The following is a 19,848-nucleotide window of genomic DNA, read 5'->3' on the forward strand; positions in this document are numbered from 1 at the left end:
GCGGTCTACGCGTGCGTCTGCATGTTCTTTGGGAATGACATGTGATGAAGAACCGTCTTTCCGACCTCAACAACCACCTCTTCGCCCAGCTCGAACGGCTGTCTGACGAAGATCTGACGCCCGAACAGATCGACACCGAGGCTAAGCGTGGCGAGGCGATCGTCACTGTTGCGGACCAGATTATTCGCAATGCCGCGTTGCAGATCAAAGCGGCTGAGCTGGTCGCCGAATATGGGTCCAATCCCGAACCCTACCTGCCGCAGATCGAGGGCAAGGCGTCATGACGAGGCGCGGGCCCATCCATTACTCGGCAGCGGAAATGACTTGGCTTGAAGCCAACCGCTCGATGATCATCAGCGACTATCACGCCGAATTCGTTGCCGCGTTCGGCCGTTCCGATGTTGACGCCGCCCATCTGCACAGCCTGCGCAAACGCAAAGGCTGGAAGGTCGGCCGAGAGCCGGGCAGGACCAAGGGTCGACTGTTGAAGTATTCGGCGGCCGAGATTGCCTGGCTGCGCGAGAATTGCGGCCTGATGATCGGCGAGTTCCATAGTGCTTTTTGCGTCCAGTTCGGCCGTGTCGATATCTCAGCCGAGCAGCTGAACGCCCTGCGCAAGCGGCAGGGCTGGAAAACTGGTCGCACCGGTCATTTCGCCAAAGGGGCGGCGCCAGCAAACAAGGGCAAGAAGATGCCCTTCAACGCGAAGTCGGCGGCAACCCAGTTCAAGAAGGGTCAGGTGCCGCACACCTTCCGCGGCGCCGGTCATGAATCGGTCGACGAGGACGGCTACGTCTGGATCATCATCGACGCGCCGAACCCATGGACCGGAGCGGCCACCCGCCGCATCCACAAGCATCGATGCCTTTGGGAACAGGCCAACGGGCCGGTGCCAGAAGGCTACGTGCTCAAGTGCCTGGACAGCGACAAGCTCAACACCGATCCGAGCAATTGGGAAGCCATCCCGATGGCCGTGCTGCCGCGACTGAACGGTCGTTTCGGTCGTGGCTATGACACGGCGCCGGCGGAACTCAAGCCGACGATCATGGCGGTGGCCAAGCTCGAGCATGCTTCGCGCACCAGGCGTGAGGCGGCGCGATGACCGCACTCAACTTCATGGCCAAATTTTCCGGACCGGTCGAGCGGCGAGAGAAGCGGCGGAGCATCCGGGCGAAGGGCGATCGCTTCAAGGTCGGTGGCAGCATCCAGCTTTACACCGGCATGCGGACGAAGGCCTGCCGAAAGCTGGTTGCCAATGACCCTGTCTGCACTGCTGTCGAGCCGATAACGATCCGGCAGGACAGCGTGTGCATCAACGGGCGCTATCTCAACGTGCCGGAGCGCCAAGCCTTGGCGATCGCCGATGGCTTCGAAGGTATCTTGCCGTTCTGCGATTTCTTCCTCGATGGCTCCCACGTGTTCAACGGCTTCCTCATCGTATGGGACTGGCCGGAATGAACATGCCGATCCGATACGAGGAATTCCTCGCCGCCAAGGTGGCCATGGCGCCGGTCTCGGGCTTCGTCGTCGAAGATCACGAGATCAATCCGCTGCTCAAGCCGCACCAGAAGGCCATTGTCAAATGGGCATGCCTGGGCGGCCGGCGCGCCATCTTTGCCGCCTTCGGGCTCGGCAAGAGCTTTATGCAGATCGAGATCCTCCGGATCATCTGCGCGCGGTTCGGCGAAGGCGCCAGCATGGGCCTCATTGCCGCGCCGTTGGGTGTGCGCCGCGAGTTCTTTGCCGACGTGCGTACGCTGGCCACCGGCAACCACCCCGATATCAGCGACGCGCAGCGCGACGAGCTGACGGCGTGGCAGGAAGGGCATCCGAATCGGGTGCCGTCGCTCAAGTTCATTCGCGGCCTGACTGAGGCGGTACCCGGCCTCAACATCACCAATTACGAGACGATCCGCGACGGCAAGCTCGACCCGCGCGACTTCCTCGCCGCGTCGTTGGACGAGGCCTCGGTGCTGCGCGGCTTTGGCGGCACCAAGACGTTCCGTGAGTTCATGCGGCTGTTCGATGGCATCCGCTTCAAGTTCGTCGCCACGGCCACGCCGTCGCCCAACCAGTATATCGAGCTGCTGGCCTATTCCGCATTTCTCGAGGTGATGGATGTCGGCCAGGCCAAGACCCGGTTCTTCAAGCGCAACAGCGAGAAGGCCGACACGCTGACCATCCACCCGCACAAGCAGCGCGAGTTCTGGCTGTGGGTGGCGAGTTGGGGCCTATTCGTGCAGAAGCCCAGCGACCTCGGCTTTTCAGACGAAGGCTACGCGCTGCCGCCGCTGACCGTGCACTGGCACGAGCTGCCGGCCGACCATACGACGGCCGGCGAGGAGAAGAGCGGCCAGGGGCGCCTTCTGCGCAATGCCGCCGCCTCGCTATCGGACGCCGCCCGCGAGAAGCGCGACAGCCTCGATATCCGCATCGGCAAGATGGTCGAACTGCGCGCGCTCGACCCGGCGGCGCATCGCGTCATCTGGCACGACCTCGAGGATGAGCGGCGGGCGATCGAGAAGGCGGTACCGGGTATCGGCGCGGTCTATGGCAGCCAGGACCTCGAAGCCCGCGAGGCCATGGTGGCCGAGTTCGCCGAAGGCCGGCGCCGCGAGCTGGCAGGGAAGCCGTCGATGCTCGGCTCGGGCAGCAATTTCCAGCGGCACTGCCACTGGGAAATCTTCCTCGGCATCGGCTTCAAGTTCAACGACTTCATCCAGGCGGTGCATCGCTGCTACCGATTCCTGCAGCTGCACGAAGTGCGGATCGACCTGATCTACACCGAGGCCGAGCGGCCGGTGCGGGACGTGCTCGAAGCCAAGTGGCGCCGCCACGACGAACAGATGGCCATCATGACAGAGATCATCCGAGAATACGGCCTCGCCTCGGCGGCGATGGCCCAGAGCCTGACGCGCGCCATGGGCGTGGAGCGGGTGGAGGTGAGCGGGCCGGGCTATGTGCTGGTCAACAATGACTGCGTGCCTGAATGCCAGGCCATGGCCGCCGACAGCGTCGACCTGATCGTCACCTCGATCCCGTTCTCGACGCAGTACGAGTATTCGCCCAACTATGCCGACTTCGGCCATACCGACGACAATGGCCACTTCTTCGCGCAGATGGATTTCCTGATCCCGCAGCTGCTGCGCGTGCTCAAGCCCGGGCGGATCGCCGCCATCCATGTGAAGGACCGGATCGTGCCGGGCGGCATGACCGGCCTCGGCTTCCAGACGGTTTACCCGTTCTCCGACGACACGATCCGCGCCTTCGTTCGGCATGGCTTCGCCTTTCTCAGTCGCAAGACGATCACGACAGACGTGGTGCGCGAGAACAACCAGACCTATCGGCTGGGCTGGACCGAGCAGTGCAAGGACGGCTCGCGCATGGGCAACGGCATGCCGGAATACCTGCTGGTGTTCCGCAAGCCGCCCACGGATGCCTCTGACGGCTATGCCGACGAGCGGGTGCCCAAGGGCATGAAGTTGTGGGTGGACGATGCGCGCAAGGCGCTCAAGGACCCCAAGCTCAAGGCGCACCGCCCGGCGATCCGCGAGCTGATCGCGGCCGAGGGCGACAAGGCCGGTGTGATCAGCGGCTGGATCAACCCGAACGGCTATAGCCGCGCCCGCTGGCAGCTCGATGCGCATGGCTACGAGCGGGTGACCGGCAACCGGCTGCTGACGCCCGAGGAAATGCTCGGGCTCGACGCCAATGTCATCTTCAAGCTGTGGAAGGCCTACCAGCTCGACCAGGTCTATGACTTCGAGCATCACGTCAAGATTGCCGAGGCGCTCGAGGAGAAGGGCGCGCTGCCGTCGACCTTCATGCTGCTGCCGCCGCATAGCCGGCACGAGGATGTGTGGACCGATGTCGCCCGCATGCTGAGCATGAACACGCTGCAGGCGCAGCAGGGCAAGGAACTGCATCTGTGCCCGCTGCAGTTCGACATCGTCGATCGCGCGATCAACCAATACACGGCGCCCGGCGAAGTGGTGTTCGACCCGTTCGGCGGGCTGATGACGGTGCCGATGCGCGCGCTGAAATTCGGGCGGCAGGGTCGCGGCGTCGAGCTGAACCCGGCCTATTTCGTGGACGGCTGCGCCCATGTGCATGCCATGGCCGAGGAGCTGGCCATGCCTGACCTCTTCGGCCTGATGGAAATCGAGCAAGAGGAGATGGTGGCGTGACCGAGGGACAGATTTCGCCATGGCTGCCCGAACAGGATCGCATCCGCCTAGCGATCCTCGGCAAGTTGATCGAGGAGTGCAACGAGCTGGCGGCACGCGCGGCTCGCTGCATCATCCATGGCCTCGACGAGGTCGATCCCGATTCCGGTCGAACCAACTTCATGGAATTGGGCCGGGAGATCGCCGATGTCGATGCCTGCATCGGCGTTGCGACCACCGAACTGAGCATCCCCGTCTCCACCCAGCGAATGCTCGACAAGACTGCCGGCTTCGAACGCTGGCATGGCATGATCCGGGAGGCCGCCGATGCGTGAGGCCCTGCCGCAGCGCCGCTATGCCGAGGGCTTCGACCTCGCCTTCCCGCGCTTCACCGACAAGTTCTACACCGTCACGATCGGCTGCCATCCCGATGGCCGGCTGGCCGAGGTGTTCATCAACGCCCATACCAAGGTGGGCAGCGATGGCGACCTGGCAGCGCGCGACGTCGCGATCCTCATCTCGATGAGCCTGCAGCACGGCGCGACCGTCGAGGGCCTCGCCCATGCCATGACCCACGACGCCAGCGGCAAGCCCGAGGGCCTCGCCGGCATCGTGCTCGCCGAGCTGGTGAAGTGGCAGGCGCTCAACCGGGTGGAGCGCGCCGATGTCTAGCTACGACGCGCCGCCCGAGGCCGAAGAACTGCACCTGCTGGGCAAGCTGGTGCCGTCGCCGCTGATCATCACCCATTCGGCCACGCTTGCAATCGCCGAGCGGCTGCGGGCCAGCGGCGATGGCATGCTGCTGTTCAGCCTTGGCCTCGGCGCGAACTGGCTCGAAATCACGGCGCAGGGCCGGCGCCGGCTGGTCGAGCATGGGCCGAAGCCCAAGCCGTGCCCGTTCTGCGGCTGCAACCTGGTCGAGACCGCCTTCCGCGCCGGCTGGGCTCACCCGCATCGCTCGCAATGCATCCTGGCTGACTACGCCACCAGCAAGATCAACGAATGGAACACGAGGCCTGTCCTCGCATGACCCTGTCGCCCGAACTGGCATCGCTGCGCGACCAGGCCATGGCGGTGACTTGCTGGAGCTGGTCGACGTTCAGGGGATGGAAGCTGAGCAACGGCGTCGATCGCTGCGGGCCGTGCCCCAAATGCGGCGGCAAGGATCGTTTTGCCATCCATACCCAGAAGAACACCTTCAACTGCCGCAAATGCGGGCTCAGCGGCAGCGGCGTCATCGACCTGGTGATGAAGACCGAGGACGTGCCCTTCGTTGATGCCTGCGAAATCATTACCGGCCGCAAGGCCAGCGAGCCGCTCGACCCAGAGAGGGCGCGGCAGCTCGATGAGCAGCGCCGGCGGGATGAGCAGCGGCGCCAGTCCGATGCCGAGCGCTATCGCCTCAAGGCGATCGGCGACGCTGTGACGCTGTGGAACCGTTCCGTCGAGCCCGGCCCGGCCGGGTCAGGGGGTGTGCTGGACTATCTGGCGTTGCGCGGGCTCAAGCCGTCGCGCTGGCTGCGCGAGATCCCGGTGCTCGACTATGTCACCGAAGTGATGGTCGACGGCCGCAAGACCTGGCCTGTGATCCATTCGGGCCCGGCGATGATCGCCGGCGTGGTGCAGCCCGATATGCAGATGCAGGCGGTGCATGTCACCTGGATCGACCTCGGCCAGGCCAAGGGCAAGGTAGCGCTGCACCACCCGACTCGGATGGACGAAAAGACCGGCGCCTTCGAGCCGCTGCCGTCGCGCAAGGTGTTCGGCCACAAGAAGGGCGGATCGATCCGCCTGTTCACGCCCTCGGCCGGGCTGCGCCGCATCGTCATGGGCGAAGGCATCGAGACGACCTGGACCATGGCGGTGCACAATTTCGAGCCGGGCACCGCCTACTGGGCCGGGGTCGACGTGCCCAACATGGCGGGCAAGGCGTTTCGCGACATCGAGAACAAGCGTCACCGCGATCGGCCTGACCTCGACGATCTCGAATGCTTCTTGCCGCCCGACTGGTGCGAGGAGCTGGTCTATCTCTGCGACGAGGCGGAGACGCTGCCCGAAATCATCCGCGGCCTGGCGCGCGCCGTGACGCTGCGCGACCAGGCGCGCGATGCCAATCCCGCGCTGCCGCTGTTGGCGGCCAGCTATGTCGAGCCGATCGGCGACGGCAAGGACATGAACGAACTTGTGAGAGTGCAGGCCGGTGACTGATACGCCCGACGACGACAACCCGGTCAAAAGAGCCGCCGCGCGCCAGCGGCCGGTGAAGGGCAACTTCAAGGTCATCGACGGCGGCAAGCCGGAGGAATCGGCCAAGCCAAAGCGCGGCCGCAAGCCGAAGGCCTCGGCCGAGGGCGAGGCGCCGCCGGCGGCTGATCCGGACGATCCGGGCCCAGGCGACGATGGCCTGCCCGACTTCGACGACGTGGAGGAGGAAAGCGGCGGTCTCGCGGGCTTGTCGGAAGACGATATCGTGGTGCTCAAGCGCAATGCAGAGCGCGACGAGAATGACCGCGACAATGCCCGGCGCTGGATCGACTGGGATGGGCAGAGGGTCGGCCATGTGCGCGGCCTCGGCTGGATGACCTACCAGGTCAACCACTGGAAGCGTGACGATGGCGACCTCGATGTGCGGCTGATGGCGCAGGATCTAGTCGACAAGATCAAGCTCGAAGCCCTGTTCATCCTGGCCACTCCCCGCGTCGGCCGATTGATCGCCGCGGCCGAGGCCGTGTCAAAGAAGCCGGAGGCCGATATCACGGCCGCCGATCGCTCCCTGCTCACAAAGGCCGATAAGGCGCGCACCACGCTGGCCAAGAAGCGCGCCGCACGCATCCGCTTTGCCGTGGGTACCGGCAATGCCAGCAAGACCACGGCGCTGCTGACACAAGCGGCCAGCCAGAAGTCGATCGAGCAGGACGTGCTCGATAGGGACCGTATGCTGTTCAATTGCCGCAACAAAACCCTGCGGTTCAGTCGCATCAACGACCCAGAGCAGGACCTGACACCCGAGGCGGACGGCACACCTATCCCGCCCCGCAAGATCGGCCACGTCGAAGTGCTCGAGCACGATCGCGGCAACATGATCACCAAGCTGGCAGACGTCGATTACGACCCCGACGCCACCTGCCCGCGGTTCATGGCGTTTCTCGAACGATCGCAGCCCGAGCCGGTGATGCGCAAATTCCTGCAGGTCTTCGACGGCTTCGCGTTGCTGATCGGCGGCAATGGCGAGCAGAAGGTGATCTATCACTTCGGGCACGGCGCCAACGGCAAGTCGATCTACATCGAGACCATCGGCGGGATGGCCGGGACGTTCCGCACCGTCGTTTCGCCAGATACCATCACGGGCGATGCGCAGCGTGGTGGGCAGCAGGCCTCGCCGGATATCGCCCGGCTGTTCAACACCCGCTATGTCGTGGTCGAGGAGTTGCCCAAGGGCACGCCGCTGCGCGAGAGCCTGATCAAGGCGGTGTCGGGTGGCGGCACCATGATCGCTCGATTCCTGCAGAAGGAGTTCTTCGAGTTCCGCCCGATCTTCGTGCCGATCCTGTCGGGCAACGAGCTGCCAGAAATCAGCGGCGGCGACAACGGCATCTGGCGCCGCGTGCTGATCACCCCATGGGAAGTGACGATCCCCGAGGGTGAGCGCATCCAGTTCGACGAGATGCTCGAGATTCTCGCGGCCGAGCGTGCCGGTATCCTCAACTGGCTGATCGAAGGCCTGATGCTCTACCTGCGCGACGGGCTGGACCCCTACATCCCCGAGAAGGTGAAGAAGTTCACCCAGGACTATCGCGAGGAAAAGGACCCGGTTGGCCGCTTCTGCAAGGCGCTGCTGATCCCCGATGCGGAGAGCAAGGTGCAGGCCCGCACCATGCTCGCCGCCTATAACGACTGGTGCCTGGCCAACGGGCTCAAGGCCTGGAACGAGACGTCGTTCGGCAAGACCATGCGCCGGCTCGGCTACCAGAAGGAAGAAGGCCGGCTGGTCTACTACCTCGGCGTGCGCCTCGGCGACGTCCCCCGAACCACCAGCGATCCCCGCGACCCCGGCTGGTCTCCCGACCGGTAACTCCCCCGACCCCTCGCGAGGGCAGCGGCAGCAGTCGCGACCCTCGCGTTCCGATCCCCGCGCCCCCTTGGGGGAAGGGGAAAGGAAGTCGCAACGGTCGCCCCACGCAAGCGTGGGCCGCACGACCGTTGCGAGAGTTTTTCGAGGGTTAGATGCTACGGTCGCAAATCTAAATCAACAAGTATATCAACGACTTGCAGAGGCTTTGCGACCGTTGCGACCCTTTCGTGCGCGTATACTGATGGGGAAGGGGTTCGGGGTGTTGAAGCTGATTTGGTCGGTCTGCGAAATTCTCATGTCACAAGGGAAAACCGTCGCAACTACCGCAACCGTCGCTAACCCTCGCCCTCCCTCACGTTTTTCCCTGCGATAGTTCATCCCAACTATCGAAAGGGTCGCGAAAAGAAGGATAGAGCTGATGCCGAAGGCCATGGATGTCGAAGACCTGCTGATCTGGGCCTTTCGTGATCAGAAGATTGACCTGGTGGCAGCGGCAATGCGGCCAAAGGGTCCGAGCGGCGCAAGTCATAGCTCTCTCGCCGAAATGCTGATGCTGGGCACCAAGGTGGACACGACCTCGGCGGGTGCCAGGCACTTCGCGGTGCACTGCCATGAGGATGCGGCGGTGATTTATGATGCGGTGATGGCACTCCCGCCCGAGGCCTGGATGTTCGTGATCAAGCATGCCAAGTCAGCGACGCAGCCGGACTGGCACGAGGAAGGGCCGGGCGAATGGGTAGTGCCAAAGGACAAGCATGGCGAGCCGCGCAAGCTCTGGGCCGATCCGGCGAAGAAAACCGGGTTCCTCGGCTATCAGGCAGCCGAGCTGGTGGGCACAAATCCGGTGCATGTCGAAGAAAGCCGCCGCGCCTACGCGGTTTGGCGCGCCGCGCTGGTCGACCTGGTCCCGTTGCTCAATGCCGAGATGGTCGATCATGAGGCCATCGGGCCCGGCGCTCGACCGGAGCCGTGGGCTGGCTAAACTCGCTGTTGACGAACCCGTAAAACTTGACATACCTTCAACCACAAGAAATCAGGTCTACACACAGGCGCATCGGGAAACCGGGGCGCCTTTTGCGTTTCCGGGGTCCAGCATGGCGCGATCGGTGATCGTCCGGCCGGGCAACGCGGCGCTCTCGATATCGTTCGAGGCCGATATCTCCTCGATCAAGAGCGAGATGCCGGAGTGGGCGCAGCGGCGCATACCCTCGATCACGCGCAACGCGCTCAATGACAGCGTGATCGATGCGGCCCACGCCGAGACCGACAAGATCAGGGGCGTGTTCGATCGTCCCAAGCCGCTAACAGAGCGGGCGCCACTCTACCGCAAGGCCACATCAGACAGCCTCACCGCCTGGGTGTTCATCAGGGATGAGGCATCGGGTGGCACTGCGCCGTCCAAGTATCTCATGCCCCAGGTGATGGGCGGTGCACGCGGGGCCAAGCGCTTCGAGGTTGCCCTCCGATCCATCGGTGTGATGCGGGCCGATGAGTTCGCCATCCCGGCTATCGGGTTCAAGCGTGACCAGCATGGCAACGTGCCGGGCTCGACCATCGTGCGCATCCTCTCGCAGCTGCGGGCAATGGAGCGGTTCGCTGGCTCGATGGCCAACGAGACGGCCAAGTCCAAGGTGCGCAACGTGAGGGCGGGCAAGGCTCGGTACTTCATACCGCAGACCAGCGGACCACGTGCTGATCGTGGCATCAGTCGCCTGCCTCGCGGTATCTATGAGCGGCAAGGCAACCGCATCCGGGCCGTGTTCGTGTTCGTGAAGCAGCCGACCTATCGCAAGCGCTATGACTTCGGTCAGGCAGCCAGGGCGAAGGTCGAGCGTGTGTTCTGGCCCTACTGGCAGCGGCACTTCTATGCTGAACTGAAGAAGCACACGAGCCGATGATGGGTCGTGGGTCCTTCCAGCGTCCCGCCCGCCTGCGGGTAATTCGGGCCCCGAGCATTGGCCAGTCAGACAGCATTTTTAGAGCCTAAAGAGCGCTCTAAACTGGAGCCTCAAAAGCACTAAAATGGAACTGAGCAAGTCGGACTTCGCGGCGCACATCAACGTGTCGGCGGGTCGGGTGAGCCAGATGCTGACTGCCGGGATCATCGGGCAGGATTGCCTGGTTGGCCAAGGGCGATCAGCCAAGATCGATGTCGAGAAGGCGGTGCGGCAGATCAGCCTGCGCCGCGACATCGGGCAAAGCCTGGGCAATGGCATTGGCACCCAGCTGACAATGCCGGATGAGCCGATGGCGCCGAAGCCGAGCAAGACCGACGACCTGGCGCAGCAGCTGCAGCAGGAGCGGCTTGAGAGCGAGAGACGCAAGAACCGCATCGCGGCCTCGGAAGAACTGGTCCGGCAGGGTCAGCTGGTGCCGGCCGACCAGGTGCGCGCCTCAATGACGAAGCTGGCGCGGCAGGTCGACGAAGAAAACGGCGCCATGCTCGCCGACTTCGCCTCTGAGATCGCCAGCAAGTTCGGCCTGGTGCAACGCGACGTGCTCCACCTGCTCCGCCAGGTGCGCAACGAGAAGAAGGGCGCAGCGGCCGAACGGGCAAGGGCTCGCGCGGCCGAGCTGCCGGCGACGGTCGAGATCGTGGTGACAGAGGCGGTCGAGGCATGAGCCAGATGATCGTCAACGTGGCCAATGCCGAGCGCATTGCCGCGGACGTGCTGGCCGACACGCTGACGCCGCCGCCGCGGGTGGACTATCTCGGTTGGGCGGAAGGCAACATCGTGTTCTCCGAGCGCGAGAGCCCGCTGCCAGGACCCTACAACCGGGACCTGTTCTACTACTTCGACGAAATCCTGCGCGCGCTATCGCCGGATGACCCGTGCCGAACGGTGACGCTGGCCAAGTCGGCGCAGCTCGGCGGCACGGTGCTGGCCAACATCTTCTGCGGCGGGTCCATGGACATGGACCCCGGCGACTTCCTCTACGTACATCCCACCGACAGCAATGCCCAGCGGTGGAGCAAGATGAAGCTGGTGCCGATGCTCAAGGGCACGGCAGCACTGGCGAAGCTGTTTCCGCTCAAGTCGCGGGATGGCGGCGATAGCGTGCTCTACAAAGAGCGCGTCGATGGCAAGGGCGCCATCCAGATCTCGGGTGCGAACTCGCCCGCGTCGCTCTCCCAGGTGACGATGAAGCGCCAGGTGCAGGACGATCTGGCAAAATGGGAGATGAATTCCGGCGGCGACCCGGAGACGCAGGCCGACAGCCGGTCGCGCGCTCATGAGTTCGCCAAGGTATTTAAGATTTCGACGCCGCTCATTGAGCCCGGCTGCCGGATCACCAAGGCCTTTGAGGAAGGCAGCCAGGAGAAGCTCTACCTGCCCTGTCCGCATTGCGGGCATATGCAGACGCTCGAATGGGAAAACTTTCTCGACAATCTCGATGAGGAGCACCCTGAAAAGGCGCATTTCATCTGCACCGGGCCAGACTGCGGCGCGGCGATCGAGGAATATCACCGCCCGCAGATGCTGCGGGAAGCCAAGCGCCGCGAGACGCTGGGCGAAAAGGTCTGGAAGGCCTCCAACGAAGCGGCGATGCGTGTGCATCGGTCTTTTCACCTGTGGTCTGCCTACTCGCTGCTGCAGAGCTTCGAGCGCATTGCGCGGGAATGGATCAGCGCCAAAGGCAATCCGGCCTCGGAGCAGACGTTCTTCAACGACACAGTCGGTCGCGCTTACCGGACACTCGGCGACGCGCCGCCGTGGGAGGCGTTGCGCGACCGTGGTGGACTATCGGATCGCTTGCAGGGCCACGTGCCAGCAGGCCACGTGATCCTCACCTGCGGCGTCGACTGCCAGAAGGACCGTGTCGAGTATCAGGTTGTGGCCTGGGGCCGCGAGCACAAGCGGGCGATCGTCACTTACGGGATCATTCCCGGCCATATCTCGACGGTCGAGTGCCAGGCAGTGCTCAACGGGTTGCTGCAGCAGACCTATCCTAACGCCTATGGCCGCCGGATCGGGATCGACCTGACTGCAATCGACGGCAATGCCTGGACCGAGGACGTTTGGGCGTGGGCGAAGCGCCACCCGTCGTCGAAGGTGATCATGGTGCGCGGCATCGGCTCGGAGGCCGCGCCGCTGCTGACCGCGGTGAAGAAGGAAACCAACCGGGCGGGCAAGAAGCTGCCCTACTCGAAGCGGTTCTTCAACTTCGCCACCTCAGTGCTGAAAATGGCGCTCTACCGCAACTTGGTGAAGATTGACCCGCTGGAACGCGGCTTCATCGACCTGCCGAAGGGTCTAGAAGACGAGTTTTACCGCCAGCTGACCGCCGAAAGCCGCAAGCGGATCACCGGCAAGCGAGGCTTCGACGAGTATAAGTGGGTCAAGGACCCGCTGCAGGCCAATGAGGGCCTCGACACGCATCTGCAGGCCGAAGCGGCCTTCATTCGCATAGCGGGGCCCACGCGGGCCCTGCCGGACGCCATCTGGGACCGCTACGAGCGAGCCCGCGATTGCGCCCCGGAGCCCGTGCAGGGCGATATCGAGGATTTGTTCAACCATACGGCTCCGGCAACCCCGGCGCCCGCTGCAGCGCCCCCGGCGCCGGCGGCAACACGGTCGCGCCCGCAACGGGGCGTGCGGAAGATGAGGCGAGACTGATGCCTGGGATCACGGTTGAAAGAGCGCAGGCCATGCTCGACCTGTGGCTTGCGGCCGAAGAGGCTCTGGCCACCAGCCAGAGCTACACGATCCAGACCGACGGGTCGTCGCGTACCCTCACGCGTGCGGACCTCAAGCATGTCGGCGAACGCGTGACCTACTGGCAGGGCAAGCTCACTGCCGCCGAGCGTCGTGCCTCGGGCCGGGGCAGCATGCGATACGTGGTGCGCTGATGGGCAAGCCAGTGACGAAGAACAGCTTCCGCGGTCGATTGGCCCGGGGCGTGAATGCGCTTGCCCACAGCGTCAATCGCAGCGCCCAGGCAATTGCCGGAGCCGGCAGCAGCGGCGGCTACGAGGGCGGGCGCCGCGACAGCCGCCGCACTCGCAGCTGGCGGCCGACCGGCGGCAGTGCTGCGGCAGACTTGTTGCCTGACCTGCCCGACCTGGTGGCGCGGTCGCGAGACCTCGAGCGCAACTCGCCGCTGGCGCTTGGTGCCATCCAGACCAAGGTCAACGGCGTCATCGGCACCGGCCTGCGGCTCAAGTCGCAGCTCGACTTCAGAGTGCTTGGCCTGAGCGAAGAGCAGGCGATTGCCGCCCAGGACGATATCGAACGCGAGTTCGAGCTGTGGCAGCGCGATGCCGACTGGTCCGGGGTGCTGCACTGGATGGACATGCAGCGCCTGATCTATCGCTCGGCGCGCGTCTCGGGCGATATCGGCGTGGTGCGGCGGTACCGGAAGGATGCCGGCCAGACCTATGGTCTCAAGCTGGTGCTGATCGAGGGCGATCGGGTCTGTAATCCGAACCGCATGGCCGACAGCGACCGTATCAAGGGCGGCGTCCAGGTGAGTGCCTCGGGTGTCGTCGAGGGGTATCACTTCAGCGACCGCCACCCCGGTGACATGATGGGCGGCGCGCTCAAGTGGAACTTCGTGCCGCGCGTCGGGACCAATGGCAGCAAACTGATGCTATTGCCGTTCCAGATGCAGCGCCCGGGTCAGCCGCGCGGCGTGCCGCTGCTCGCGCCCATCGTGCAACTGGTCAAGCAGCTCAAGGACCTGACCGACGCCGAGATCAATGCTGCGGTCAACGACGCGATGCTGTTCGCCTTCGAGCAGCTCGGCGCCGACGATGATGCCGACCACGTCATCTCGGCGCCTGGCGCTGAGGGCGAGCAGCAAACTGCCGACGGTGAACTCAAGATCGAGGACCTCGCCATCATCACGACGGCGAACGGGTCGACCGTCGAGATGCATACGCCCTCGCGGCCGAACACTGCCTTCGAGCCGTTCATGCTCGCGATCATCAAGCAGATGGGCGTGGTGCTCGAAATCCCGTTCGAGTTGATGATCATGCATTTCTCGGCGTCGTTTTCGGCGAGCCGTGGCGCGCTCGAAATCGCATGGAAGGGGTTCCTCTCAGAGAAGGCATGGTTCGAGCGCGAAGTGGCCGACGTGGTCTTCGAATGGTTCTTCACCGAGGCCGTGGCGACCGGCCGGCTCAAAGCCAAGGGCTTCCTCACCGAAGCCGGTAAGCGGATGGCCTGGCTCGGCAAACAGTGGATCGGGCCGACCCGCATCCAGATCAATCCGCAGGTTGAGGCCAATGCCGACCAAAAGGATCTGGAGATGGGTACCAAGACCCGCGATCAGATCATTACCGAACGCACCGGCGGCGACTTCCAGCGGAAGCATGCCCAGCTCACCCACGAGGAAATGGCGCGGCGCAAGGACGGTATCGGCCAGTCGGCGCCGGCGCCGGCGGCGACCTCGGCCAAGCCAAATCCAAAGCCGGCCGATGAGCCGGACGACGATGGCGAAACCAAAAAGGACGATGACAAGTGAGCAGACTTCTCCACGTCGCCGACCGGGTGCTCAATCGCCCGCTTCTGCTGCATCCGGACAAGGCCGCCGTGGTTCTGGGCGTGTTGTCGGGTCGCATTGGCATCGAGACGCCCGATGCCAGTCGGTTTGAGGGTGATCAGCTGCCCGAGCGCGACGAGAATGGCAACGTTAAGCCGGGTCGCTATGGCAGCGTGAAGCTGACCCCTTACAACGTCTCGGGCGGCGTCGCGATTATCAGCGTCGTCGGTTCGCTGGTGAACCGCGGCGCCTGGATCGGCGCCTACTCGGGGGTAACCTCATACGAGGGCATCCAACACCAGTTGAAGACCGCCGCTGCCGATGCCGGCGTTCATTCCATCCTGCTCGATATCCACTCGCCTGGCGGCGAAGCCATCGGAGCCTTCGAAACAGCCGCGATTGTCCGCGAAATCGCGAAGACGAAGAAGGTCATCGCCGTGGTCAACGGGATGGCGGCGTCTGCCGGCTACGCTATCGCCTCGGGCGCCACCGATATCGTCACCACTGAATCGGGCCTGTCCGGATCGATCGGCGTGCTGATGATGCATGTCGACTACAGCAAATGGCTCGACACCGAAGGCATCAAGCCGACGCTGATCTTTGCCGGCGCTCACAAGGTCGATGGCAATTCCTTCGAGCCGCTGACCGACGACGTGAAGTCGGACATTCAGGCCGAGGTCGACCACTTCTACGACCTGTTCCTCAACACCGTGGCGGCTGGCCGAGGCTCCCGCCTTGATGCCGCCGCCGCACGAAAGACGGAAGCCCGCTGCTTCATCGGGGAGGCTGCCGTGAAGGTTGGTCTCGCCGACAGGGTGGGCACCTTCGAGACGGTCCTTGCGGACCTGACCCGCGCCCCCGGGCGCTCCTCCTCGCAGAAAGGAAAATCCATGAGCGAGAACAACGGCGCGCCCGCAGCCGAAAGCAATGCGGGCATCACCCAGGCCCAGCTCGATGCTGCCGTAGCGAATGCCACGGCGACGGCGAACGCAACCTTTGACGCCAATCTCAAGGCCGAGCGGGGGCGCATTGCTGCACTCGACGAGCTGGGCGCCAAGGCAGGTGCAGGTGCCGCGACGATCATCACCAAGGCCAAGGCTGAAGGCACGTCGCCCGAAGCGGCGGCCTTGGCGATCATCAATGCTGGCGCACACCTCGAGGGGGCCGCAGTCAGCGCCCTTCAGGCTGACGAAGCGCTTGCGACGGCGGCAACGCCGGCCGCACCCGCAGGTGGTGCCAAGGCGGCGACGCCTGAGGGCTGGAAGGCCGAATACGAAGCCAGCCCGGCTCTCAAGGGCGAGTTCCCCACGGCGGAGGCGTACGTCGCCTTCAAACGAGATGAAGCCAAGAAAGGAGGTGTGAAGTGACCACTCTCGCGACCAACAAGGCCCGGGTCTATCATTACTCGGGCGACCCGATCCGCGAAGAATACCCCGTGATCGCCGCCGACATCATCTACCAGGGCGCGGCCGTCGGCGAAAATGCGGCGGGTTATTCTCGCCCGCTCGTTGCCGCCGACGTGTTCCAGGGCTTTGCCGTGGCCAAGGCCGACAACGCCGCAGGCGCCGCCGGCGACATCCGCGTGACCGTTGAACAGAAGGGCTTCATCACCCTCCCTATCTCGGGCCTCCCGGTCACCTCCAACGACCGTGCGGCGGTCTACGCGTCGGATGACGACACGTTCACCCTCACCGCGACCAGCAACTCTCTCATCGGCTATGTCAGCCGCTGGGTGTCGACGGGCATCGCCGTCGTTGAATTCGACGCCGCGCTCGTTCGCGCTGCGCTCCAGGCATAAGGGGCCACATCCATGAGCTATCCTGCTCAGAACGATAAGCTCTCGACGCGCGGCGTGAAGTCCATGCTTCTGCTCGCCCTCGAGACCGGGACTGCCAGCTGGGTCACCGACCTGGCGATGAAGACCAACTCCGACCAGGCCAGCGAGACCTACGCCTGGCTGGGTGCGCCGCCGGCCATGCATGAGTTCATCGGCAAGCGCCAGATGAACGAACTGCTGGAAAGCAGCTTCGTGATCTCCAACAAGGATCACGAGGCCAATATCCGGGTGAAGTCCAAGGATATGCGCCGGGACAAGACCGGCCAAATCCAGATCCGCATCAATCAGCTCGCCAGCCGTGTGCTCGACTATCCCGGTACTCTGCTGTCCCGCCTGATCCTCAACGGCGCCTCGGCGCTCTGCTATGACGGCCAGTATTTCTTCGACACCGACCACGTCGAGGGTGACAGCGGTTCGCAGAGCAACAAGATCACCTTCGCGGCCGCGACCGGCACCACTCCGACGGTCGACGAGTTCGCCGATGCCATCCTTGCTGGTATCCAGCAAATGTATGGCTTCAAGGACTCGACTGGCGAGCCGATGAACCAGGCGGCCAAGGCCTTCACGGTCATGGTGCCTGTGGCGATGATGGGCGTGGCCCTCAAGGCAGTGGCCATCCTGGTTGGTGCCAACGGCGCCACTGCCACTATCGCGGCACTCAAGGGCGACTTCACGATCAACGTGCAGGTCAATGCCCGCCTCACCTGGACCGACACGTTTGCAATCTTCCGTACGGATGGCGAGATCAAGCCGTTCATCCTGCAGGAAGAGGATGGCGGCGCCGACGTGGTGGCGATCGGCGACGGCTCGGAATACGAGCAGATGAACAAGGAACAGATCTACGGCGTCGATTGGGCCGGCAATGTCGGCTACGGCTACTGGCAGGGCTCCGTGCAGGTGACCTTCACCTAATCGCTGATCCGAACCAAGACCCTCGAAAAGGCCCGCCAGTGAGCGGGCCTTTTCGTTTCCCGCAATGAGGATCATTCCGATGAAAGTCACCAAGGTTGCCCTTTTCGGGCACGTTCCGGCCGGCACACAGGTCTGGCTTACCAAGGAACAGGCGCGCGACCGCGCCCACTCCATCTCACCGACCGACAGCAACAAGTCCGTGAAGGACCGCAAGCTGTTCACCGCAAACGACCAGCTCGGCTTCAAGGGAGGAGAAGAGCTGGCTATCGAAAGCGATCTCGATCGCGGCCTCGAAGTCATGTTTGGCATCGCGCCTGCTTCGGCCGACGACAAGGCTGCCGACAAGCTCGCAGCGGTCGAGAAGAAGGTCTCGGGCATCAAGGCCCAGATCGAAGCCGAAACGGCCGCCGTTGCCGCCGCAACCGACGATGCCGGCCGCAGCAAGGCGCAGGGCAAGCTCGACAAGGCGAAGGGCGCGCTGTCCAAGGCCGAAGCCGAACTCGCCAAGCTGCAGGGCTAGGCGATGCGCAAGATCATCGCCACCACCGATGTGCTGGCCCACGAGAACCGGTTCCCCAAGGGAACCGGTTTCCATGTCGTCGACACGCCAGACCCAAAGGCGAAGCCGCCGCAGATTGACCGCGCTACGGCCGAGGTCTGGGGCCGCAACGGCTGGGCCGAGGCTGCCACCGAGAAGGCCTCGACCTGATGCCAGTCGAGAGCGCGGCCGACCGCGCCGTTTTCGTCAACGGCGCGGATTTCGGCGAGACCATCCTGTGGACGGTGGGTGCTGCCGACCCTGTCGCCATCAGCGTGCTCGGACAGGCCGGCTCTCTGATGATCGACACGCAGGATGGCCCCTCGATCCAAGGGCAGGAGGCCACCGTGACGATGCAGGAAGCGGACCTGCCACTCAATGCCAACCAGGGTGACGAAGTGCTCTTTCGCGCTAAGCACTACCTGGTCAAATCGATCGAGCCTGATGGCACCGGCATGGCCAATGTCCGCCTCGAAGAGGAGGACATCTGATGGCCGCGCATATCCGCACACAGGTGCGCAAGGCCGCCGTTGTCGATTTTACCGGCCTGACCACGACCGGCGGCAAGGTATTCACCGGCCGCATCGCCGCCATCGGCAAGGATGATATGCCCTGCCTCAACATACTGCTGCTGGACGAAGACAGCGCCTGGGACAGCGCCCCCAATATGGCGCGCAACGGGCGCCTGATCGTCGAAGGCCGGTTGCAGGCAAAGCCGGACGAGCTGCTCGACAAGCTCGACCAGATCGCCGCCGAAGTCGAAGCCCGCGCCTATGACCAATCAACGACTTTCAACGGCCTGCTGCAGAACATCGGCACGCCGACGACACAGATCGATCTGCCAGAGCCGAGCGAAGGCAATGCCCGGCCAACGGGCGTGATCCGCATCCTGTTCCCGGTGACCTACCGGACGGCCTACACCGACCCCACAACCCCAGTCTAGGAGACTTCCCCATGACCACTCACCGCGGTAATTCCGGCGTGCTCAAGGTTGGCGGCACGCCGACCGCCGTTGCCGAGCTGACCGGCTTCACCATCCAGACCAGCATCGGCACCAATGACGACACGGCGCAGGGCGACGCTGCGCGCACGTTCAAATCCGACGCGCTGCCGACGTGGTCCGGCAGCATGCGCGGCTGGTATTTCCCGGCAGACACGAACGGCCAGGCCGTGGTGAAGGAAGGCGCGGAACTCGCCTTGGAAGCCTCCCCCACTGGAACGACGAATGGCCTCGCCAAACTGGCAGGCAACATCATCGTCACCGGTCGCACCATCACCTCGGACAATGGCGCCATCGTCAACTTCGAGGCGAACTTCCAGGGTACTGGCCCGCTGACCGAAACGACCCATTCGGCATGAGCGACCTGCTGGACCGCATCAAGGCCCACGCCGAGCCCGACAGGGTACGCCGCCTCCCCGTGCCCGAATGGGCGCCAGAAGGCGGGACGGCCCTTATCCTCACCTATCGCATGGTCACGCTCGACGACCTGTCGCTGGTGCAGGAAATGGACGGCGATGCCTGGCACAAGCGCGCGGCGCGGATCATCGCGCTCAAGGCCTGTGACGAGAATGGCCAGCGGCTGTTTGCCGTTGGCGACGCCGTGGCCCTGCGCCAGACGGCCGACCCCGGCGTGATCTCGCGTATCGCGCTGCAGATGCTGGGCCGCACCTCGATCGAGGACGCGGAAAAAAACTGAGAGCCGATCCGCTGCGCCGGGTGATCTACCGGCTGGCGGATCGGCTGCACAAGACACCGCAAGAGATCCGCGAGAGCTTCACTCTCGATGATTTCGACCACTTCCTGGCCCATTGCCAGATGACAGCCGACGAAGCGAGG

24 protein-coding genes are annotated in these 19,848 nt (G+C 64.2%); all 24 read left to right on the forward strand.

Translation table 11 applies throughout. The features are described from left to right. The first annotated feature begins 44 nt into the window (after positions 1-44). The 24 genes from ASD80_RS11410 (at position 45) to ASD80_RS11525 (ending at position 19,708) form a co-directional block, all read left to right on the forward strand. A complete protein-coding gene (locus ASD80_RS11410; RefSeq protein WP_056232870.1) occupies positions 45-284 on the forward strand; it encodes a hypothetical protein in 240 nt (79 codons plus the stop codon). 62 nt (positions 285-346) lie between these two features. Beyond that, positions 347-1,102: an HNH endonuclease gene (locus ASD80_RS11415; RefSeq protein ID WP_082555260.1), complete on the forward strand. Its 756-nt coding sequence runs from the start codon at positions 347-349 to the stop codon at positions 1,100-1,102. Between the two features lie 14 nt (positions 1,103-1,116). Further along, complete coding sequence (locus ASD80_RS11420) at positions 1,117-1,458, forward strand: hypothetical protein (protein ID WP_156460418.1); 342 nt, start codon at positions 1,117-1,119, stop codon at positions 1,456-1,458. Beyond that, entirely contained in the window at positions 1,455-4,187 is a 2,733-nt protein-coding gene (locus tag ASD80_RS11425) for a DNA methyltransferase (protein WP_056232874.1), read from the forward strand. Before ASD80_RS11420 ends, ASD80_RS11425 begins: the two co-directional genes overlap by 4 nt. Then, positions 4,184-4,501, forward strand: coding sequence for a hypothetical protein (locus ASD80_RS11430; RefSeq protein WP_056232877.1), 318 nt, complete (start codon positions 4,184-4,186; stop codon positions 4,499-4,501). The genes ASD80_RS11425 and ASD80_RS11430 overlap by 4 nt, the downstream gene beginning before the upstream one ends. Then, complete coding sequence (locus tag ASD80_RS11435) at positions 4,494-4,838, forward strand: hypothetical protein (protein WP_056232880.1); 345 nt, start codon at positions 4,494-4,496, stop codon at positions 4,836-4,838. The genes ASD80_RS11430 and ASD80_RS11435 overlap by 8 nt, the downstream gene beginning before the upstream one ends. After that, a complete protein-coding gene (locus ASD80_RS11440; protein WP_056232882.1) occupies positions 4,831-5,196 on the forward strand; it encodes a hypothetical protein in 366 nt (121 codons plus the stop codon). Before ASD80_RS11435 ends, ASD80_RS11440 begins: the two co-directional genes overlap by 8 nt. Then, positions 5,193-6,374, forward strand: coding sequence for a hypothetical protein (locus ASD80_RS11445; RefSeq protein WP_056232884.1), 1,182 nt, complete (start codon positions 5,193-5,195; stop codon positions 6,372-6,374). Before ASD80_RS11440 ends, ASD80_RS11445 begins: the two co-directional genes overlap by 4 nt. Beyond that, positions 6,367-8,238 carry a phage/plasmid primase, P4 family gene (locus tag ASD80_RS11450; RefSeq protein ID WP_056232886.1) on the forward strand — a complete coding sequence of 624 codons (1,872 nt, stop codon included), beginning with the start codon at positions 6,367-6,369 and terminating at the stop codon, positions 8,236-8,238. Before ASD80_RS11445 ends, ASD80_RS11450 begins: the two co-directional genes overlap by 8 nt. 430 nt (positions 8,239-8,668) lie before the next feature. Continuing rightward, positions 8,669-9,220 (forward strand): hypothetical protein, encoded by a 552-nt coding sequence (locus ASD80_RS11455; RefSeq protein WP_156460419.1) that lies wholly within the window; start codon positions 8,669-8,671, stop codon positions 9,218-9,220. Positions 9,221-9,332: 112 nt separating this feature from the next. Continuing rightward, positions 9,333-10,136: a hypothetical protein gene (locus ASD80_RS11460; RefSeq protein WP_056232889.1), complete on the forward strand. Its 804-nt coding sequence runs from the start codon at positions 9,333-9,335 to the stop codon at positions 10,134-10,136. 124 nt (positions 10,137-10,260) lie between these two features. Continuing rightward, entirely contained in the window at positions 10,261-10,860 is a 600-nt protein-coding gene (locus tag ASD80_RS11465; RefSeq protein WP_056232891.1) for a hypothetical protein, read from the forward strand. Beyond that, positions 10,857-12,857 (forward strand): phage terminase large subunit family protein, encoded by a 2,001-nt coding sequence (locus ASD80_RS11470; protein ID WP_056232893.1) that lies wholly within the window; start codon positions 10,857-10,859, stop codon positions 12,855-12,857. Before ASD80_RS11465 ends, ASD80_RS11470 begins: the two co-directional genes overlap by 4 nt. Next, on the forward strand, positions 12,857-13,090 hold the full coding sequence (locus ASD80_RS11475; protein WP_056232895.1) for a DUF6148 family protein: 234 nt from the start codon (positions 12,857-12,859) through the stop codon (positions 13,088-13,090). Before ASD80_RS11470 ends, ASD80_RS11475 begins: the two co-directional genes overlap by 1 nt. Positions 13,091-13,140: 50 nt before the next feature. Next, positions 13,141-14,706 (forward strand): phage portal protein, encoded by a 1,566-nt coding sequence (locus ASD80_RS11480; protein WP_162247349.1) that lies wholly within the window; start codon positions 13,141-13,143, stop codon positions 14,704-14,706. A 26-nt stretch (positions 14,707-14,732) separates the two neighbouring features. Then, complete coding sequence (locus tag ASD80_RS11485) at positions 14,733-16,091, forward strand: S49 family peptidase (RefSeq protein WP_056232899.1); 1,359 nt, start codon at positions 14,733-14,735, stop codon at positions 16,089-16,091. Beyond that, positions 16,088-16,522 carry a hypothetical protein gene (locus ASD80_RS11490; RefSeq protein ID WP_056232901.1) on the forward strand — a complete coding sequence of 145 codons (435 nt, stop codon included), beginning with the start codon at positions 16,088-16,090 and terminating at the stop codon, positions 16,520-16,522. The genes ASD80_RS11485 and ASD80_RS11490 overlap by 4 nt, the downstream gene beginning before the upstream one ends. 12 nt (positions 16,523-16,534) lie before the next feature. Beyond that, positions 16,535-17,473, forward strand: coding sequence for a Mu-like prophage major head subunit gpT family protein (locus ASD80_RS11495; RefSeq protein WP_056232903.1), 939 nt, complete (start codon positions 16,535-16,537; stop codon positions 17,471-17,473). 79 nt (positions 17,474-17,552) lie between these two features. Next, a complete protein-coding gene (locus ASD80_RS11500) occupies positions 17,553-17,993 on the forward strand; it encodes a hypothetical protein (protein WP_056232905.1) in 441 nt (146 codons plus the stop codon). 3 nt (positions 17,994-17,996) lie between these two features. After that, a complete protein-coding gene (locus tag ASD80_RS11505) occupies positions 17,997-18,182 on the forward strand; it encodes a hypothetical protein (protein WP_056232908.1) in 186 nt (61 codons plus the stop codon). Further along, the gene (locus ASD80_RS11510; protein WP_056232910.1) at positions 18,182-18,502 is read left to right on the forward strand and encodes a hypothetical protein; all 321 of its coding nucleotides are present in this window, start codon (positions 18,182-18,184) and stop codon (positions 18,500-18,502) included. The genes ASD80_RS11505 and ASD80_RS11510 overlap by 1 nt, the downstream gene beginning before the upstream one ends. Then, the gene (locus ASD80_RS11515; protein WP_056232912.1) at positions 18,502-18,954 is read left to right on the forward strand and encodes a hypothetical protein; all 453 of its coding nucleotides are present in this window, start codon (positions 18,502-18,504) and stop codon (positions 18,952-18,954) included. The genes ASD80_RS11510 and ASD80_RS11515 overlap by 1 nt, the downstream gene beginning before the upstream one ends. Positions 18,955-18,965: 11 nt before the next feature. After that, on the forward strand, positions 18,966-19,370 hold the full coding sequence (locus ASD80_RS11520) for a hypothetical protein (RefSeq protein ID WP_056232914.1): 405 nt from the start codon (positions 18,966-18,968) through the stop codon (positions 19,368-19,370). After that, positions 19,367-19,708 carry a hypothetical protein gene (locus ASD80_RS11525; RefSeq protein ID WP_056232916.1) on the forward strand — a complete coding sequence of 114 codons (342 nt, stop codon included), beginning with the start codon at positions 19,367-19,369 and terminating at the stop codon, positions 19,706-19,708. Before ASD80_RS11520 ends, ASD80_RS11525 begins: the two co-directional genes overlap by 4 nt. Positions 19,709-19,848: the final 140 nt, after the last annotated feature.

This window comes from Devosia sp. Root635 (assembly GCF_001427605.1).
Lineage (GTDB): Bacteria > Pseudomonadota > Alphaproteobacteria > Rhizobiales > Devosiaceae > Devosia.

Coding starts and splice junctions, on each gene's coding strand:
- ASD80_RS11460 (WP_056232889.1), top strand. CDS start 9,333: ATGGCGCGATCGGTGATCGTCCGGCCGGGCAACGCGGCGCTCTCGATA.
- ASD80_RS11440 (WP_056232882.1), top strand. CDS start 4,831: ATGTCTAGCTACGACGCGCCGCCCGAGGCCGAAGAACTGCACCTGCTG.
- ASD80_RS11520 (WP_056232914.1), top strand. CDS start 18,966: ATGACCACTCACCGCGGTAATTCCGGCGTGCTCAAGGTTGGCGGCACG.
- ASD80_RS11505 (WP_056232908.1), top strand. CDS start 17,997: ATGCGCAAGATCATCGCCACCACCGATGTGCTGGCCCACGAGAACCGG.
- ASD80_RS11470 (WP_056232893.1), top strand. CDS start 10,857: ATGAGCCAGATGATCGTCAACGTGGCCAATGCCGAGCGCATTGCCGCG.
- ASD80_RS11475 (WP_056232895.1), top strand. CDS start 12,857: ATGCCTGGGATCACGGTTGAAAGAGCGCAGGCCATGCTCGACCTGTGG.
- ASD80_RS11415 (WP_082555260.1), top strand. CDS start 347: ATGATCATCAGCGACTATCACGCCGAATTCGTTGCCGCGTTCGGCCGT.
- ASD80_RS11510 (WP_056232910.1), top strand. CDS start 18,182: ATGCCAGTCGAGAGCGCGGCCGACCGCGCCGTTTTCGTCAACGGCGCG.
- ASD80_RS11420 (WP_156460418.1), top strand. CDS start 1,117: ATGGCCAAATTTTCCGGACCGGTCGAGCGGCGAGAGAAGCGGCGGAGC.
- ASD80_RS11435 (WP_056232880.1), top strand. CDS start 4,494: ATGCGTGAGGCCCTGCCGCAGCGCCGCTATGCCGAGGGCTTCGACCTC.
- ASD80_RS11525 (WP_056232916.1), top strand. CDS start 19,367: ATGAGCGACCTGCTGGACCGCATCAAGGCCCACGCCGAGCCCGACAGG.
- ASD80_RS11410 (WP_056232870.1), top strand. CDS start 45: ATGAAGAACCGTCTTTCCGACCTCAACAACCACCTCTTCGCCCAGCTC.
- ASD80_RS11455 (WP_156460419.1), top strand. CDS start 8,669: ATGGATGTCGAAGACCTGCTGATCTGGGCCTTTCGTGATCAGAAGATT.
- ASD80_RS11500 (WP_056232905.1), top strand. CDS start 17,553: ATGAAAGTCACCAAGGTTGCCCTTTTCGGGCACGTTCCGGCCGGCACA.
- ASD80_RS11515 (WP_056232912.1), top strand. CDS start 18,502: ATGGCCGCGCATATCCGCACACAGGTGCGCAAGGCCGCCGTTGTCGAT.
- ASD80_RS11495 (WP_056232903.1), top strand. CDS start 16,535: ATGAGCTATCCTGCTCAGAACGATAAGCTCTCGACGCGCGGCGTGAAG.
- ASD80_RS11465 (WP_056232891.1), top strand. CDS start 10,261: ATGGAACTGAGCAAGTCGGACTTCGCGGCGCACATCAACGTGTCGGCG.
- ASD80_RS11425 (WP_056232874.1), top strand. CDS start 1,455: ATGAACATGCCGATCCGATACGAGGAATTCCTCGCCGCCAAGGTGGCC.
- ASD80_RS11445 (WP_056232884.1), top strand. CDS start 5,193: ATGACCCTGTCGCCCGAACTGGCATCGCTGCGCGACCAGGCCATGGCG.